We start from the raw sequence: 16,643 nt of genomic DNA, 5'->3' as shown, positions 1-16,643 counted from the left end.
TACAGGCTCAACAGCAATCACATGTCATCGAAATACCGCTCATGCCAATCCACCAGCGGCTGCGGCGAATTCAGCTTTTGCCCGTAGATCACCGAATACGAAAGCACGTTCTGCACATATTGGCGTGTTTCGTCGAACGGGATCGACTCTACCCACACATCGAAGCTCAGGTGCTTGGCGCCTTTGAGCCACTGGCGAACGCGCCCGGGGCCGGCGTTATAGGCTGCCGAAGCCAGCACCCGGTTGCCGTTGAACTGGCTGTGTACCTGGCTCAGGTAGGCTGCACCCAGCTGGATGTTCTTGTCCGGGTTCAGCACTTGCGCCGGTGATGCCAGCGGGATACTGAACTTGCGTGCGGTTTCCTTGGCCGTGGCCGGCATCAGCTGCATCAGGCCGCTGGCGCCCACGGGAGAGCGTGCGTCCTCCATGAAGGCGCTTTCCTGGCGAGTGATGGCGAATACCCAGCTCGAATGCAGGCCGCGAACCTTGGCTTCACGCACCAGCGTGTCGCGGTGGGCCATGGGGAAGCGGATGTCCAGGTCGTCCCAGTAGCGGGCCTGGCTGATGGTGCGGATGGCCGGAAAGTACCAGCGCAGCTCGTAGGCCAGGCGAGCCTGTGCAACCATTTCGTCACGGGTGAAGTGGCGGCTGACGTGGTACCACTCACGGCGGCCGTCGACAATCTGGCCACGGGCGTGGAATTCCAGTGCGCGCTGGATACCGGGCGTGTTACGGACCTTCTTGACCAGTTGCGGGCTCAGCAGCAGCGGCTTGTTGTTCAGCTGGTACGGTGCCTGTGCCCGGTCGGCGGCGAGAAAGCCATAGAAGTCACGCTCACGCGCTGCGGCCTTGTAAAGCAGCGGAACCTGCGGGTTGTTTGGCTGTGCCAGTTCCAGGCTGCGAGCCTGCCAGTACCTCCAGCGGCTGGTGCTGGCCAGGTCCTGGGGAAGGCGCTTGGTCAGCTCGTAGGCGTCCTCCCAGCGGCCCAGGCGCAGCAGCAGGCGAAGGCGCCATTCGCTGACGGTGTTGTCACGCAGCTCGGGGTCGTAGCGGGTCATCAGACCGAGCGCGCGTGGGTCGTAGCGGCGTGCGAGGGTCAGGCCGATTTCGCGGGCGATGGCCACCTTTTCATCACGCGAGAAGTGCATGCGCTGGGCGTAATCGTCGAGCAGTGCCATGGCCCGCTCCGGGTTCTGCCGGGCCAGGCGGCGAAGGCCGAGGCTGACCACGTCGGACATGGCCTCGTTGACCGGGGTAAAGCGCGACGGCTGGTTGAGCAGCTCAGGCTTCTGCGCTACGTCGACCAGCAGGCGCCCCTGCGGGCGGAGGGTGGTCAGGCCCTTGGCCAGCGTGTTTGCCAGGCCGTAGTTGCGCGCCTGGGCTGCCAGCTTGGTGCGTGCCCAGCGCTTGGCTTCGGTCAACTGGCCTTCGGCTGCCCACATGCCGAACAGCGCGTCGCAGGCGGCAGGTTGCGATTTGCCGACGTTCCACAGCTTGTCGGCGGTGGCGTAACCTTCGGCGCGCAAGCCGTGGCTGAGCTGGTATTGGCCGTTGAGGCAGTCCAGTTCGGTAAAATTGAGCTTGGGGTCGTAGTACTTGACGAAGGTATCCCACTCGCCACGTTCGGCCAGCCAGCGCAACCAGCGCAGCTTCATCCAGTTGGCCTGGGGCAGGTCGCCATGCTTGGCAAGAAAACCTTCGATTTCCTGATTGCTGGCGCTTTTCAGGCGTGCTGTGAGTTCATCGTAGGCCAGGTAGGGCGTCAGCGGGTAGTCCTTCAAGGCCTGGGCATAGCGCAGGTACGGGCCTTTGTCGCCTTTGGCCAGCGCTCGCTTGGCCTCGTCGTAGTACTGGCGTTGCAGGGTCAGGTCGGCGGCCTGCGCCACGCAGGTGGCGGCGGTAAGCAGCAGGCAGGATGCAATATGTAACAGGCGGCTGCGCATGATACGTCCGGGCAGTTGAACCATGGGGAGTGTCGGCGGAGCCAGCACTGTTGGAAGCTATTGCCTTAGCTTAGCCGTTTGCCGGCGGTGGGTGAAAGCGCTGTGCGTGTATCGGGATATTAAGTTCGACCAGATGTCGCCAGGCGTTCGCCGGTTGGCCTGGCGGATGCCGTCGGGGCCCAAGTCAGGTAGAATGCGCGCCCGATTTATGGAGACCAACATGACCCTGCTCAAATTCAGCGATGTGTCCCTCGCATTCGGCGCCATGCCGCTGCTGGACAAAGTGTCCTGGCAGATCGCTCGTGGCGAGCGGGTGTGCATCATCGGCCGCAACGGCACCGGCAAGTCGAGCATGCTGCGCCTGGTCAAGGGCGAGCAGAAGGGCGACGACGGCGAAATCTGGCGTGCCCCGGGCCTGAAGATCGGTGAGCTGCCACAGGAGCTGCCGGTGGCCGACGAGCGAACGGTGTTCGACGTCGTAGCCGCTGGTCTGGAGGGCGTGGGCGAGTTGCTGGCGCAGTTCCACCACCTGAGCATGAACATCCAGGGCGATGAAGACCTGGAAAAACTCATGCACGTCCAGCATGAGCTGGAAGCCCGCGACGGCTGGCGCCTGCAGCAGGTGGTGGAAAGCACGCTCAGTCGCCTGCAACTGCCGGCCGACAAGACCCTGGCCGAGCTGTCCGGTGGCTGGCGCCGCCGCGTGCTGCTGGCCCAGGCGCTGGTGTCCGAGCCCGACCTGCTGCTGCTCGACGAACCGACCAACCACCTGGACATCGGTGCCATTGCCTGGCTCGAAGAGGCCCTGCGTGGCTTCAACGGCGCGGTATTGTTCATCACCCACGACCGTTCGTTCCTGCAGAACCTGGCCACCCGCATCCTCGAGCTGGACCGTGGCGGCCTGATCGACTGGAACGGCGACTACGCCAGCTTCCTGGTGCACAAGGAGGCCGCACTGGCCGCCGAGGAAACCGCCAACGCGCTCTTCGACAAGCGCCTGGCCCAGGAAGAAGTGTGGATTCGCCAGGGTATCAAGGCCCGCCGTACCCGCAACGAAGGCCGTGTGCGTGCACTGAAGGCCCTGCGTGTGGAGCGTGGCGAGCGCCGCGAACGACAGGGCAAGGCCAACATTCAGATCGAAGCAGCGGACAAGTCCGGCAAGCAGGTGATGGTGCTGGAAAATGTCAGCTTCCATCACCCGGACGGGCCTCTGCTGGTCAAGGACTTTTCCATGGTCCTGCAGCGGCAGGACCGCATCGGTCTGCTGGGCGCAAACGGCACTGGCAAGACCACTTTGCTCAAGATGATGCTGGGCGACCTTGAGCCTACTGCGGGCAAAGTGGAGCGTGGCACCAAGCTCGAGGTGGCTTATTTCGACCAGATGCGCCACCAGCTCGACCTGGAAAAGACCGTGATCGACAACCTGGCCGAAGGCCGTGATTTCATCGAGATCGATGGTCAGAACCGCCACGTGCTGAGCTACCTGGGCGACTTCCTGTTCAGTCCCCAGCGTGCGCGCACGCCGGTCAAGGCGCTGTCAGGTGGTGAGCGTGCGCGGCTGCTGCTGGCCAAGCTGTTCAGCAAGCCGGCCAACCTGCTGGTGCTCGACGAACCGACCAACGACCTGGACGTGGAAACCCTCGAGCTTCTGGAAGAGGTGCTGTCCAACTACAAAGGCACCGTGCTGATGGTCAGCCACGACCGGGCCTTCCTCGACAACGTCGTTACCAGCACGCTGGTGTTCGAAGGCGAGGGTAAGGTGCGTGAGTATGTGGGCGGCTACGAGGACTGGATTCGCCAGGGCGGCTCGCCGAAATTGCTGGGTGTGACCGAGAGCAAGGGCGGCAAGTCTGCGCTCAACAGCGCGGTGGTTGAGAAGGTCGAGGCCAAGCCTGAACCTGTTGTTGCGGCGGTGGTGGAAGAGCCTTCGAAGAAGAAACTCAGCTACAAGCTGCAGCGTGAGCTGGAAATGCTGCCGGGGCAGATCGACGAGCTGGAACAGCGGATGGCCGAGGCTCAGGAAGAAGTGAATGCGGCGGGCTTCTATCAGCGGCCAATTGCAGAAACTTCGGCGGTGCTGGCACAGATCGAGAAGCTGCAGGGCGAGCTGGATGTATTGGTAGAGCGCTGGGCTGAGCTGGAAGGCTGACTGGCGTTAGCCTGTTCCGGCCTCTTCGCGGGTAAACCCGCTCCTGCAGGGATCGCCATACCCTTGCAGGCGCAGGCTTGCACGCGAAGAGGCCGGTTCAGGTCGAATCAATCCTTCTTCAGCAAGCGTACCGCCAGCACGTCACACGGCGCGCCGTGCAGCACATCGTTGGCCGTGGAGCCCAGCAGCAATGCCAGGCCGTGACGACCATGGCTGCCGACCACGATCAGGTCGCAGTTCTGGTCCTTGGCCAGCTGGTGGATTTCCTGGCGCGGTTGGCCGTAGGTCAGGTGCGAGTCGCCGCGGTTGATTTCCGGGTATTTGTGGAACAGGCGGTCCATGCGCTCCTTGGCCTGGTCGAACTGCTGCTGTTGCAACTGCGACAGGTCCATCGGTACGTCACCGCCGAAAGCCATGGCCATCGGCTCGACAATGTGCACCAGGGATACCTTGGCATTCGAAGGTTCTGCCAGCGCCATGGCGCGCTTGATCACCGGGTCGCACTCTTCGGTCAGGTCGACAGCGACCAACAAATGTTCGTATTTCATGAGCGGTACTCCTGACAATCGCGATAGAAGAAGTATGGTCGCTTTAGGGCGGGTCCACCGTGAAAATGGCTAACCAGCTCATTTGCAACGTTTTATGGGAACTACTGATATGACGGTATTGCTGGTGGTGTCAATCCTTGCGCTGATTCTCAGCCCGCTTTCCTGGCTGCGCAGTTCGCGCAAGCAGAGCGAGCAGATGAAGTTGCGCCTGGAGGCTCGGCGCATGGGGCTGGCCATGCAGCTGGCGCCTCAGCAGTGGCCGCACTGGCTGGAAAAAGAGCCGCCAAGCCCCTGCCCGCAATATCACCGAGCCCGGCGTCGTGGGCATGAGGACAGTTTCAGCTTCTGGCAGGTCAGCCCCGGGGTGTGGTGGAATCAGTGGCGCGAGCCCTGCGAAGACCCACGCTTCATGGGCGCCTTGTCGCGTTTGCCGGCGAGTGTGTACAAGGTGGAGGCCGATGCTCGGATGATTGCCTTGTACTGGACCGAGCGCGGCGATACTGCTGTGTTGCAGGATGTTGCCTACGCCCTCGAAACCTTGGCTTGAGCTCAGCCCATATGCGCCCCTGTAGGCGAGGATTCACCTGCGAACACCGGCAGGGCCGGTGCCAAGCTCCGCGGTGCCTGCTTCGCGGGTAAACCCGCTCCTACGGGGGCGGAATCCAGCCTGGTCAATCTGTTCTATAACGACAAAGCGGCGGCTCGGCATGACCCTGAAGGGGTGGGGTGCCAAGTCGCCGCTTTGCGTTCTGCTGCGCAGAAAAGGCCAGGCAGGCCGGGTATTCATGCAAGCAAGTGCCAGTGTAGTCGCCCTGGCTCGCCGCGCAAGCGCAAAGCACTCCAGCCAATACGTGTGGTCAATCGCTGACATGAATGACCGGCGATCACTGTCATCATGTTTTGTACCCGGGCGATAGAAAATGACTGGAAAGTCGCGCTTTCGCCGTGCTCGTGAGCATTTGACAACGCCCATCTTTTCGGAGAATGTGTGCACACCCAAATCAAACGGGCGTATGAATTGAGCGTTTGTATGTCATCACGCCAAGCCATACTTCCGACTAGCGCGCTGACGGGTGTGCCTGGGGCAGGGCAGCTAGGCCTGCTTTTGCTGCAGCGATCGGCGTGTACAGTTCAGCTTCCATATCGTGGAGATCAGTTGATGATTTACGAAGGTAAAGCCATCACGGTTAAGGCTCTTGAAAGTGGCATCGTCGAGCTCAAGTTCGACCTCAAGGGTGAGTCCGTCAACAAGTTCAACCGCCTTACCCTGAGCGAGCTGCGCCAGGCCGTCGATGCCATCCAGGCCGATGCCTCGGTCAAGGGCGTGATCGTCAGCAGTGGCAAGGACGTGTTCATCGTCGGCGCCGACATCACCGAGTTCGTCGACAACTTCAAGCTGCCTGAGGCCGAACTGGTCGCTGGCAACCTGGAAGCCAATCGCATCTTCAACGCCTTCGAAGACCTCGAAGTGCCGACCGTTGCCGCCATCAACGGCATCGCGCTGGGCGGCGGCCTGGAAATGTGCCTGGCGGCCGACTACCGGGTCATGTCCAGCAGCGCCAGGATCGGCCTGCCGGAAGTCAAGCTGGGTATCTACCCGGGCTTTGGCGGTACCGTGCGCCTGCCGCGCCTGATCGGCTCGGACAACGCCATCGAGTGGATCGCCGCCGGCAAGGAAAACCGTGCCGAAGACGCCCTGAAAGTGGGGGCCGTCGACGCCGTGGTCGCCCCTGAGCTGCTGCTGGCCGGTGCCCTCGACCTGATCAAGCGTGCCATCAGTGGCGAGCTGGACTACAAGGCCAAGCGCCAGCCGAAGCTGGAAAAGCTCAAGCTCAATGCCATCGAGCAGATGATGGCCTTCGAGACCGCCAAGGGCTTCGTCGCAGGCCAGGCCGGGCCGAACTACCCGGCCCCGGTCGAAGCGATCAAGAGCATCCAGAAAGCCGCCAACTTCGGTCGCGACAAGGCCCTGGAAGTCGAAGCCGCGGGCTTTGCCAAGCTGGCCAAGACCTCGGTCGCCGAGAGCCTGATCGGCTTGTTCCTCAACGATCAGGAACTCAAGCGCAAGGCCAAGGCGCATGACGAGATCGCCCACGACGTGAAGCAGGCCGCCGTCCTCGGCGCCGGCATCATGGGCGGCGGTATCGCCTACCAGTCGGCGGTCAAAGGTACGCCGATCCTGATGAAGGACATCCGCGAGGAAGCCATTCAACTGGGTCTGAACGAGGCCTCCAAGCTGCTCGGCAACCGCGTCGAGAAGGGCCGCCTGACCCCGGCCAAGATGGCCGAGGCCCTCAACGCCATTCGCCCGACCCTGTCTTATGGCGATTTCGCCAATGTCGACATCGTCGTCGAGGCTGTGGTCGAGAACCCGAAGGTCAAGCAAGCGGTACTGGCGGAAGTGGAAGGCCAGGTGAAGGACGACGCGATCCTCGCTTCCAACACCTCCACCATCTCCATCAACCTGCTGGCCAAGGCGCTCAAGCGTCCGGAAAACTTCGTCGGCATGCACTTCTTCAACCCGGTGCACATGATGCCGCTGGTTGAAGTGATCCGTGGCGAGAAGTCCAGTGAAGTGGCGGTTGCCACCACCGTGGCCTACGCCAAGAAAATGGGCAAGAACCCGATCGTGGTCAACGACTGCCCGGGCTTTTTGGTCAACCGCGTGCTGTTCCCGTACTTCGGCGGCTTCGCCAAGCTGGTCAGCGCCGGCGTCGATTTTGTGCGCATCGACAAGGTCATGGAAAAGTTCGGCTGGCCGATGGGCCCAGCCTACCTGATGGACGTGGTCGGCATCGACACCGGTCACCATGGCCGCGATGTGATGGCCGAAGGTTTCCCGGACCGGATGAAGGACGAGCGTCGCTCGGCCGTTGACGCGCTGTACGAGGCTAACCGCCTGGGTCAGAAGAACGGCAAGGGCTTCTACGCCTACGAAACCGACAAGCGCGGCAAGCCGAAGAAGGTTTTCGATGCCACCGTGCTCGACGTGCTCAAGCCTATCGTGTTCGAGCAGCGTGAAGTGACCGATGAAGACATCATCAACTGGATGATGGTCCCGCTGTGCCTGGAGACTGTGCGCTGCCTGGAAGACGGCATCGTCGAAACCGCCGCCGAAGCCGATATGGGGCTGGTCTACGGCATTGGTTTCCCTCCCTTCCGCGGTGGTGCGCTGCGTTACATCGACTCGATCGGTGTGGCCGAATTCGTTGCCCTGGCCGATCAGTACGCCGACCTGGGGCCGCTGTACCACCCGACCGCCAAGCTGCGTGAAATGGCCAAGAACGGCCAGCGCTTCTTCAACTGAGCGGTCAACGAGCTAGAGCGAGAGATTTGATATGAGCCTGAATCCAAGAGACGTGGTGATTGTCGACTTCGGTCGCACGCCAATGGGCCGCTCCAAGGGTGGCATGCACCGCAATACCCGCGCTGAAGACATGTCGGCGCACCTGATCAGCAAACTGCTGGAACGCAACGGCAAGGTCGACCCGAAAGAAGTCGAGGATGTGATCTGGGGCTGCGTCAACCAGACCCTGGAGCAGGGCTGGAACATCGCCCGCATGGCCTCGCTGATGACCCCAATCCCGCACACCTCTGCGGCGCAGACCGTCAGCCGCCTGTGCGGTTCGTCGATGAGCGCCCTGCACACGGCTGCCCAGGCGATCATGACCGGTAACGGTGATGTGTTCGTGGTGGGTGGCGTGGAGCACATGGGCCACGTCAGCATGATGCATGGTGTCGACCCCAACCCGCACCTGTCCTTGCATGCCGCCAAGGCTTCCGGGATGATGGGCCTGACTGCGGAAATGCTCGGCAAGATGCACGGCATCACCCGTGAGCAGCAGGACCTGTTCGGCTTGCGTTCGCACCAGCTGGCCCACAAAGCCACTGTCGAAGGCAAGTTCAAGGATGAGATCATCCCGATGCAGGGCTACGACGAAAACGGCTTCCTGAAGGTGTTCGATTTCGACGAAACCATTCGCCCGGAAACCACCCTCGAAGGCCTGGCGTCGCTCAAGCCTGCGTTCAACCCGAAAGGCGGTACTGTCACTGCCGGTACCTCGTCGCAGATTACCGACGGCGCATCGTGCATGATCGTGATGTCCGGCCAGCGTGCGATGGACCTGGGTATCCAGCCATTGGCGGTGATCCGTTCGATGGCAGTGGCCGGTGTCGACCCGGCAATCATGGGCTATGGCCCGGTGCCATCGACCCAGAAAGCCCTCAAGCGTGCCGGTCTGACCATGGCTGACATCGACTTCATCGAGCTCAATGAAGCCTTCGCTGCACAGGCCCTGCCAGTGCTGAAAGACTTGAAAGTGCTCGACAAGATGGATGAGAAGGTTAACCTGCACGGCGGCGCGATTGCCTTGGGCCACCCGTTCGGTTGCTCCGGGGCGCGGATTTCCGGCACCCTGCTCAACGTCATGAAGCAAAATGGCGGTACGCTGGGTGTTGCGACCATGTGCGTCGGCCTGGGCCAAGGTATCACTACTGTCTTCGAACGCGTCTGATCGCGTAGCGGGACAGCAACCGGGGCCTTGTGCCCCGGTTTTGTTTTTTCAGGTTTTATTCAAGAGGGTGTGCAACATGCAGATACAACCAGGCGTCTACCGGCATTACAAAGGGCCTGAGTACCGTGTCTTCAGTGTTGCGCGGCACTCCGAAACCGAAGAGTGGATGGTGTTCTACCAATGCCTGTATGGTGATTACAGCTTCTGGGTACGCCCCCTTTCGATGTTCGAGGAGTCCGTAGAAGTTGACGGCGAGCAGGTGCCACGCTTTGCTTTGGTCAAGGCCGAAGAGGGGCTGCCCGGGTTGCTGGGCAAGTCGCACGACTGATCGTCCGAGCTTGACCTCACACTTTTGCCACTATATATAGCGGTGCCGCGTCTGGCACTTGGCGCGTTTTTTATCTTCAGATTCAGGAATACTCCGATCCATGGGCAAATCGCTGGTCATTGTGGAATCCCCGGCCAAGGCCAAGACCATCAACAAGTACCTGGGCAACCAGTACGTGGTGAAGTCGAGTATCGGCCATATCCGAGACCTCCCCACCAGCGGTTCGGCCAGCGCGAGCAAAGAGCCGGCCGCCAAGCGTGGCAAGGCTGCGGGTGAGGCACCGGCGCTTTCGCCGAAAGAAAAGGCTCGCCGCCAGCTGGTGGCGCGCATGGGCGTCGACCCCGACCATGGCTGGAAGGCCAAGTACGAGATCCTGCCTGGCAAGGAAAAGGTGATCGAAGAGCTGCGCCGCCTGGCCAAGGATGCCGACACCATCTATCTCGCAACCGACTTGGACCGCGAAGGTGAAGCCATTGCCTGGCACCTGCGTGAGGCCATCGGGGGTGACGACACCCGCTACAAGCGCGTGGTGTTCAACGAAATTACCAAGAAGGCCATTCAGGAGGCCTTCTCGCAGCCGGGCGAACTGGACATCGATCGGGTCAACGCTCAGCAGGCGCGGCGTTTCCTCGACCGCGTGGTCGGTTACATGGTTTCGCCGCTGCTGTGGGCCAAGATTGCCCGCGGCCTGTCCGCTGGCCGTGTGCAGTCGGTAGCGGTAAAGCTGGTGGTGGAGCGTGAGCGTGAGATCCGCGCGTTCATCCCGGAAGAGTACTGGGAAATCCACGCCGACCTCGGCACCGCCAAGAACGCCAAGGTGCGTTTCGAGGTGGCGCGCGAGAAGGGCGAGGCCTTCAAGCCGCTGAACGAAGCCCAGGCCATGGCGGCGCTGGATAAGCTCAAGGCTTCCAGCTACAGCGTGGTCAAGCGCGAAGACCGTCCGACCAGCAGCAAGCCATCGGCACCGTTCATTACTTCCACCTTGCAGCAAGCGGCCAGTAACCGCCTGGGCTTCGGCGTGAAGAAAACCATGATGATGGCCCAGCGCTTGTACGAAGCCGGTTACATCACCTACATGCGTACCGACTCGACCAACCTGTCGGCGGACGCCCTGGAGATGGCCCGCAGCTACATCGAGCGGGAGTTCGGCAAGCAGTACCTGCCGGAGGCGCCACTGGTTTACGGCAGCAAGGAGGGCGCCCAGGAGGCGCACGAAGCGATTCGGCCTTCTGACGTGAATACCCACCCGACCAAGCTCAGTGGCATGGAGCGTGACGCCGAGCGCCTGTACGAGCTGATCTGGCGCCAGTTCCTGGCTTGCCAGATGCCGCCAGCGCAGTACCTGTCCACCAGCGTCACCGTCGCTGCCGGCGATTTCGAACTGCGTGCCAAGGGCCGCATCCTCAAGTTCGACGGCTACACCCGTGTGCTGCCACAGCAGAGCAAGCCGGGCGAAGACGACGTGCTGCCAGAAATGGTTCAGGGTGAAGCGCTTAAGCTGATCCAGATCGACCCGAGTCAGCACTTCACCAAGCCACCGGCGCGCTTCACCGAAGCCAGCCTGGTCAAGGAAATGGAAAAGCGCGGCATTGGCCGTCCATCGACCTACGCGGCGATCATTTCCACCATCCAGGACCGAGGCTATGTGACGCTGCACAACCGCCGCTTCTACTCCGAGAAGATGGGCGACATCGTCACCGAACGCCTGTCGGAGAGCTTCTCCAACCTGATGGACTACGGATTTACCGCTGTCATGGAAGAGAACCTCGACGACGTGGCCCAGGGCGAGCGTGACTGGAAGAACGTGCTCGACGAGTTCTACGGCGACTTCAGCAAAAAGCTGCAGACTGCCGAGTCCAGCGAAGACGGCATGCGCGCCAACCAGCCGACCATGACCAACATTCCATGCAAGGAATGTGGCCGGCCGATGATGATTCGAACCGCCTCTACAGGCGTGTTCCTGGGTTGCTCTGGCTACAGCCTGCCACCGAAAGAGCGCTGCAAGGCTACCGTCAACCTGGTGCCGGGCGACGAGATCGCCGCTGACGACGAGGGCGAGTCGGAATCGCGCGTACTGCTGGGCAAGCACCGTTGCCCGATCTGCGCCACGGCGATGGACGCCTACCTGCTGGACGAGAAGCACAAGCTGCACATCTGTGGTAACAACCCGGATTGTGTAGGTTACGAGATCGAGGAAGGCAACTACCGCATCAAGGGCTACGAAGGGCCGAGCCTGGAGTGCGACAAGTGCGGCAGCGAGATGCAATTGAAGACCGGCCGTTTCGGCAAGTTCTTCGGCTGCACCAACCCGGCGTGCAAGAACACCCGCAAGCTGCTCAAGAGCGGCGAGGCGGCGCCGCCGAAGATGGACAAGGTAGACATGCCGGAGCTCAAGTGCGAGAAGGTCGACGATACCTACGTGCTTCGCGACGGTGCTTCGGGGCTGTTCCTGGCTGCCAGCCAGTTCCCCAAGAACCGCGAGACCCGTGCGCCGCTGGTGCTGGAGATTGTGCCGCACAAGCATGAGATCGACCCGAAGTACCACTTCCTGTGCGATGCGCCGCAGAAAGACCCGGATGGCCGCCCGGCGGTGATTCGTTACAGCCGCAAGACCAAGGAGCAGTACGTGCAGTCCGAGGTCGATGGCAAGCCGACCGGTTGGAAGGCGTTTTACGACGGCAATGCCTGGAAGGTTGAAGACAAGCGCTGATCCATCGGTGCTGTGATATGGGGCCGCTTTGCGGCCCTTCGCGGGCTTGCCCGCTTCCACAGGTATCGCGCCGCCCTTGAATGTGGCGCTGTACTGGTGGGAGCGGGCAAGCCCGCGAAGGGGCGCAAAGCGGCCCCAATCATTTATGATGCAGATATCCGCCTTGTAGCCTTATGGGAGGGCACTGAAATGGCCCAGGAACTCTACACCCGTACCAACCAGAAACTGTTCTTCGCCGGCCTCGCCCTGGAGTCCATGGCCAAGGCTGAACAAAGCCAGGCCATGAATGCCCAAGGCCTGGTTCAGGCTGAACGCGAGTCGGCGCTGTTCCACCTGTATGGTGCTCTGTTGGGGCTGTGCCATGAAATCGGGGGCTTCTACCGCCTGCCGGTTGTCGCAACGGTGGAGCAGGCCCTGGCCGAGGATGCCCTGAACGGTATCGCCATCCCGGAAGTGGCCGAGTTGCTGGAGCTGGCCCGCCAGCGTGAAACCTGGCTGGCGCAAATGCTCGGTGCTTATGCCGATTTGTTCCGACCACCGGTCGCCAGAAAAGCGCCGAAAACCGACGTTACCCAGCCACTGATTCAGGCCGTCAATCTGGATGAGCCTGAGCATCCAGCGCTGTCGCGTGTCGAGCTGGAAAGCTGGCGCAACGACCTCAAAAGTTTGGTGAGACGTTTCCGCGACGCGTTGAGTGAGTGCTGATAACCGCAACGGCTGGTACAATAATCGCCTTTCGCGGAGAACTGCCATTTATGTCTACGTCTTTTCTGGAAATTGTCGAGTTGCCTGACGGCCGCATCGAACTTCGTCGCGCCGAGGATGAGGGCTCTCTGGTAACCCTGGATTTCTCGGAAGACGCCAAGGTGTTCCTGCAGGGTCAGCATGTGGAAGTGGCCAAGGCCATGCTCAGTGTGGGCGTGCAGATGGCCGGTCGCCTGATGGATGGCGAGCTCGAGCGTGATGAAGGGCCGCGTGTGCTGCACTGAGGGTGCAGCAGCGTATCAGGCTAGTTGAAGTGACAGGCAAAGCCTGAACATCAGCCGAGGCGGATGTTCAGGCTTTGTGCGTTTCCGGCACTGGCAGCACGTAGCAGTTGCTGACGTGCAGTGGCATTGACGTTACCCAGCCAGCTCACCACTGTGTGGCTGAGGCCCAGGCGCAAAGCCTCACAGGCCAGTTGCAGCGCGCTTTGATTGCTGCGGGGTTGCAGCAGCAGAATGCGTTCACGGTTGAGTCCGGCATCGCGCAGCCAGGCCTGGGTCAGGCTTGGCGGTGGGGCGATCAGGGTCAGCCAGCGGGCCTCGTCCTCTTCGCTCAACTCGCGCAGCACTGGCGCCAGCAGGCTTTGGCAGTGGCCAGGGGCACCGCGCAGCGACAGTTCGCTGAACAGTTCGGGCTGGCTGCTCTTGCGCGCCAGTTCCCTGGCTTTTAGGCCTGGCAGCACGGGCTGGGCGAGGAATGCTTCGAACAGGGGCAACTGGGCTTGCTCGGGTGCGTGAATGAACTGCTGCATGACGCCTCCTGGATCAGCGGCGAATGACGCCGACGCTCAAGCCCTCGATCACCAGTTCCTGTTCTTTCAGGTCGACTTCGATGGGGGCGAATTCGGGGTTTTCGGCAAGCAGCCAGACTTTGCTGCCTTCGCGCTTGAAGCGCTTGACTGTGACTTCGTCGCCGATGCGCGCCACCACGATCTGGCCGTTGCGGGCTTCACGACAGGTGTGCACAGCCAGCAGGTCACCGTCGAAGATGCCGACGTCCTTCATGCTCATGCCGTGTACGCGCAGCAAATAATCGGCTTGGGGGTGGAAGAAGGCAGGGTTGATGTTGCAGGATTGCTCGATGTGCTGTTCGGCAAGAATCGGCGCACCGGCCGCTACCCGGCCGATGATGGGCAGGCCGGCTTCTTCGGCCTTGGCTTCCAGGCCGGGAATGCGGATGCCGCGGGAAGCGCCCGGCGTCATTTCGATCGCGCCCTTGCGGGCAAGCGCCTTGAGGTGCTCCTCGGCGGCATTGGGCGACTTGAAGCCCAGCTCCTGAGCAATCTCGGCGCGGGTAGGCGGAAAGCCGTTGTCTTCCAGGCAGCGCTTGATGAACGCGAGAATTTCGGCTTGGCGTGGCGTCAGTTTCAACATGGTAAGCGCTCTGTCTTTTTGTACAGTGACTGGGATTATATACAGTGTCAGGCCCGCTGCAAGCTCCAAGCTGCAAGAAAGGGCGAAACGGCAGTCCTCCCATGCTTTTCAGTCACCCCAGGACGCGATTTTGCGATATCCGGCCGGTGTTGCTGTCACATCACGCTTGCAGCTTCCAGCTTGCACCTTTTAAATGGCGACCGCCCAGTCACCGAGCCTTGACAGAAGCAGGGCTGAAACGTATGTTTCAAACACCTGTTTGTCTGGCGGAGTAGTCGGAGTAGTCATGGCCCAATCGGAAACCGTTGAACGCATTCTCGACGCTGCCGAGCAGTTGTTCGCGGAAAGGGGGTTCGCCGAAACCTCGTTGCGGCTGATTACCAGCAAGGCCGGGGTCAACCTGGCGGCAGTCAACTATCATTTCGGCTCCAAGAAGGCGCTGATCCAGGCCGTTTTCTCGCGTTTCCTTGGCCCATTCTGCGCCAGTCTCGAGCGTGAGCTGGAGCGCCGCCAGGCCAAGCCGGAGCAAAAGCCCAGCCTCGAAGAACTGCTGGAAATGCTCGTAGAGCAGGCGCTGGCCGTGCAACCGCGTAGCAACAACGACCTGTCGATCTTCATGCGCCTGCTGGGGCTGGCGTTCAGCCAGAGCCAAGGGCACCTGCGGCGCTATCTGGAAGACATGTACGGCAAAGTGTTCCGCCGCTACATGCTGTTGGTGAACGAGGCAGCGCCACGCATTCCGCCACTGGAACTGTTCTGGCGTGTGCACTTCATGCTGGGTGCCGCGGCCTTCAGCATGTCCGGTATCAAAGCCCTGCGGGCGATTGCCGAGACCGACTTCGGCATCAACACTTCGATCGAGCAGGTGATGCGCCTGATGGTGCCGTTCCTGGCGGCAGGCATGCGCGCTGACAGCGGTGTGACCGACGAGGCGATGGCCACTGCGCAGCTGCGCCCGCGAACAAAGACCAGCTTGGCTACCGCCAAGGCCTGAAGGCTGGGCGTGGCAGGGCGCTTCCGCTAAGCTAGCGCCCATGCCCGATCTACTCATTCCCCTTGCTGACCAGTGCCTGTGTGGCTTCGCTTGTGGCCAACGGCATGTGTCTGCCGGTGTCTGCTGCCCCCCGGTGGGCCGCTCTCTGTCTTCAATGAAGGATTACCCATGACTGTCAGCCTGCAAGGCTCCCTGATGGTGGATATCGCCGGTAAATGGCTGACCGCCGAAGACCGTCAACTGCTGCGCCAGCCCGAAGTGGCTGGCCTGATCATCTTTGCCCGCAATATCGACAGCCCGCGCCAGGTGCGCGAGCTGTGCGCGTCCATCCGCGCCATTCGCCCCGATCTGATCCTGGCAGTGGACCAGGAAGGCGGGCGCGTACAGCGTCTGCGCCAGGGCTTTGTTCGCCTGCCGGCCATGCGTGCGTTGGCCGATAACGACAATGCCGAATACCTGGCTGAGCAGTGCGGCTGGCTGATGGCGACCGAGGTACTGGCGGTTGGCCTGGACCTCAGCTTCGCTCCTGTGCTCGACCTGGACCACCAGCGTAGCGCCGTGGTGGGCAGCCGCGCGTTCGAGAGTGACCCGCTGCGTGCAACGCAACTGGCTGGCGCGTTCATCCGTGGCATGAATGCGGCGGGTATGGCCGCCTGTGGCAAGCATTTCCCGGGGCATGGCTGGGCCGAAGCCGATTCGCACGTGGCTATCCCCACCGATGAGCGCAGCCTGGAACAACTGCGCCAGGCCGACCTGGTGCCGTTTACCCGCCTGAGTGGGCAGCTTGCGGCAGTGATGCCGGCGCATGTCATCTACCCGCAGGTCGACAGCCAGCCAGCCGGCTTCTCGCGGCGTTGGTTGCAGGACATCCTGCGTGGCGAGCTGGGCTTTGACGGGGTGATCTTCAGTGATGACCTGTCGATGGCCGGTGCGCATGTGGTGGGCGATGCGGCCAGCCGTATCGAAGCGGCGCTGAGCGCCGGCTGTGATATGGGCCTGGTGTGCAATGACCGGGCGGCGGCGGAGCTGGCGCTGAGTGCGGCGCAGCGGTTGAAGGTCAAACCGTCGCCGAGGATTGCGCGGATGCGCGGGCAAGGTTTTGCGCGGACCGATTATCGCCAGCAGCCGCGCTGGCAGGAGGCGTTGGGGGCGTTGAAGGAAGCTCAGCTGGTCGATTGACTGCGCGGGCCTGTTCGCTGCCGCCAGTCGGGTTTGCCCGCGAATACGGTGGCAGCGGCAAAGGTGAACGACGGGTGGAAATTGGCCAGCAGGACCGGCCCTTTCGCGGGTGAACCCGCTCCTACGACGGCCTGCGTCCA

At 61.9% G+C, this 16,643-nt stretch carries 14 protein-coding genes; 10 read left to right on the top strand and 4 right to left on the bottom strand.

What is annotated here, in order from left to right:
* Positions 1–17 precede the first annotated feature (17 nt).
* Complete coding sequence (locus ACF8RA_RS24100) at positions 18–1,943, bottom strand: transglycosylase SLT domain-containing protein (protein ID WP_176684844.1); 1,926 nt, start codon at positions 1,941–1,943, stop codon at positions 18–20.
* A gap of 220 nt (positions 1,944–2,163) precedes the next feature.
* On the opposite strand from ACF8RA_RS24100, the gene ACF8RA_RS24095 reads away from it, so the two are divergent.
* Entirely contained in the window at positions 2,164–4,092 is a 1,929-nt protein-coding gene (locus ACF8RA_RS24095; RefSeq protein WP_176684845.1) for an ATP-binding cassette domain-containing protein, read from the top strand.
* 107 nt (positions 4,093–4,199) lie between these two features.
* Here ACF8RA_RS24095 and ACF8RA_RS24090 read toward each other — a convergent pair whose 3' ends face one another.
* The gene (locus tag ACF8RA_RS24090; protein WP_176684846.1) at positions 4,200–4,640 is read right to left on the bottom strand and encodes a universal stress protein; all 441 of its coding nucleotides are present in this window, start codon (positions 4,638–4,640) and stop codon (positions 4,200–4,202) included.
* Between the two features lie 109 nt (positions 4,641–4,749).
* On the opposite strand from ACF8RA_RS24090, the gene ACF8RA_RS24085 reads away from it, so the two are divergent.
* The 7 genes from ACF8RA_RS24085 to ACF8RA_RS24055 all read left to right on the top strand — a co-directional run bounded on the left by ACF8RA_RS24085 (position 4,750) and on the right by ACF8RA_RS24055 (position 13,181).
* Entirely contained in the window at positions 4,750–5,187 is a 438-nt protein-coding gene (locus ACF8RA_RS24085; RefSeq protein ID WP_003248762.1) for a hypothetical protein, read from the top strand.
* 612 nt (positions 5,188–5,799) lie between these two features.
* Positions 5,800–7,947, top strand: coding sequence for a fatty acid oxidation complex subunit alpha FadB (fadB, locus tag ACF8RA_RS24080; protein WP_176684847.1), 2,148 nt, complete (start codon positions 5,800–5,802; stop codon positions 7,945–7,947).
* A 31-nt stretch (positions 7,948–7,978) separates the two neighbouring features.
* Positions 7,979–9,154: an acetyl-CoA C-acyltransferase FadA gene (gene fadA / locus ACF8RA_RS24075; protein ID WP_010953128.1), complete on the top strand. Its 1,176-nt coding sequence runs from the start codon at positions 7,979–7,981 to the stop codon at positions 9,152–9,154.
* A 76-nt stretch (positions 9,155–9,230) separates the two neighbouring features.
* Entirely contained in the window at positions 9,231–9,482 is a 252-nt protein-coding gene (locus tag ACF8RA_RS24070) for a DUF1653 domain-containing protein (protein ID WP_021785428.1), read from the top strand.
* 100 nt (positions 9,483–9,582) lie between these two features.
* On the top strand, positions 9,583–12,192 hold the full coding sequence (gene topA / locus ACF8RA_RS24065) for a type I DNA topoisomerase (protein ID WP_176684848.1): 2,610 nt from the start codon (positions 9,583–9,585) through the stop codon (positions 12,190–12,192).
* Positions 12,193–12,381: 189 nt separating this feature from the next.
* The gene (locus tag ACF8RA_RS24060) at positions 12,382–12,897 is read left to right on the top strand and encodes a DUF6586 family protein (RefSeq protein ID WP_392519647.1); all 516 of its coding nucleotides are present in this window, start codon (positions 12,382–12,384) and stop codon (positions 12,895–12,897) included.
* A 50-nt stretch (positions 12,898–12,947) separates the two neighbouring features.
* The gene (locus ACF8RA_RS24055) at positions 12,948–13,181 is read left to right on the top strand and encodes a hypothetical protein (protein ID WP_003248777.1); all 234 of its coding nucleotides are present in this window, start codon (positions 12,948–12,950) and stop codon (positions 13,179–13,181) included.
* Between the two features lie 50 nt (positions 13,182–13,231).
* Here the strand turns inward: ACF8RA_RS24055 and sulA are convergent, their stop codons facing one another.
* Both sulA and lexA read right to left on the bottom strand, forming a co-directional pair.
* Positions 13,232–13,708 (bottom strand): SOS-induced cell division inhibitor SulA, encoded by a 477-nt coding sequence (gene sulA, locus ACF8RA_RS24050; RefSeq protein WP_392519646.1) that lies wholly within the window; start codon positions 13,706–13,708, stop codon positions 13,232–13,234.
* Positions 13,709–13,721: 13 nt separating this feature from the next.
* Positions 13,722–14,330: a transcriptional repressor LexA gene (lexA, locus tag ACF8RA_RS24045; RefSeq protein ID WP_010953131.1), complete on the bottom strand. Its 609-nt coding sequence runs from the start codon at positions 14,328–14,330 to the stop codon at positions 13,722–13,724.
* 286 nt (positions 14,331–14,616) lie between these two features.
* Here lexA and ACF8RA_RS24040 point away from each other — a divergent pair, with 286 nt between their 5' ends.
* A complete protein-coding gene (locus tag ACF8RA_RS24040) occupies positions 14,617–15,324 on the top strand; it encodes a TetR/AcrR family transcriptional regulator (RefSeq protein ID WP_176684849.1) in 708 nt (235 codons plus the stop codon).
* Between the two features lie 180 nt (positions 15,325–15,504).
* On the top strand, positions 15,505–16,503 hold the full coding sequence (gene nagZ, locus ACF8RA_RS24035) for a beta-N-acetylhexosaminidase (RefSeq protein ID WP_176684931.1): 999 nt from the start codon (positions 15,505–15,507) through the stop codon (positions 16,501–16,503).
* The last annotated feature ends 140 nt before the right edge of the window (positions 16,504–16,643 follow it).

Origin of the sequence: Pseudomonas sp. FYR_5, assembly GCF_043106315.1 — a bacterium.
Classification (GTDB): Bacteria; Pseudomonadota; Gammaproteobacteria; order Pseudomonadales; family Pseudomonadaceae; genus Aquipseudomonas; species Aquipseudomonas putida_Y.
This window is presented reverse-complemented; position numbering and strand designations above follow the sequence as displayed.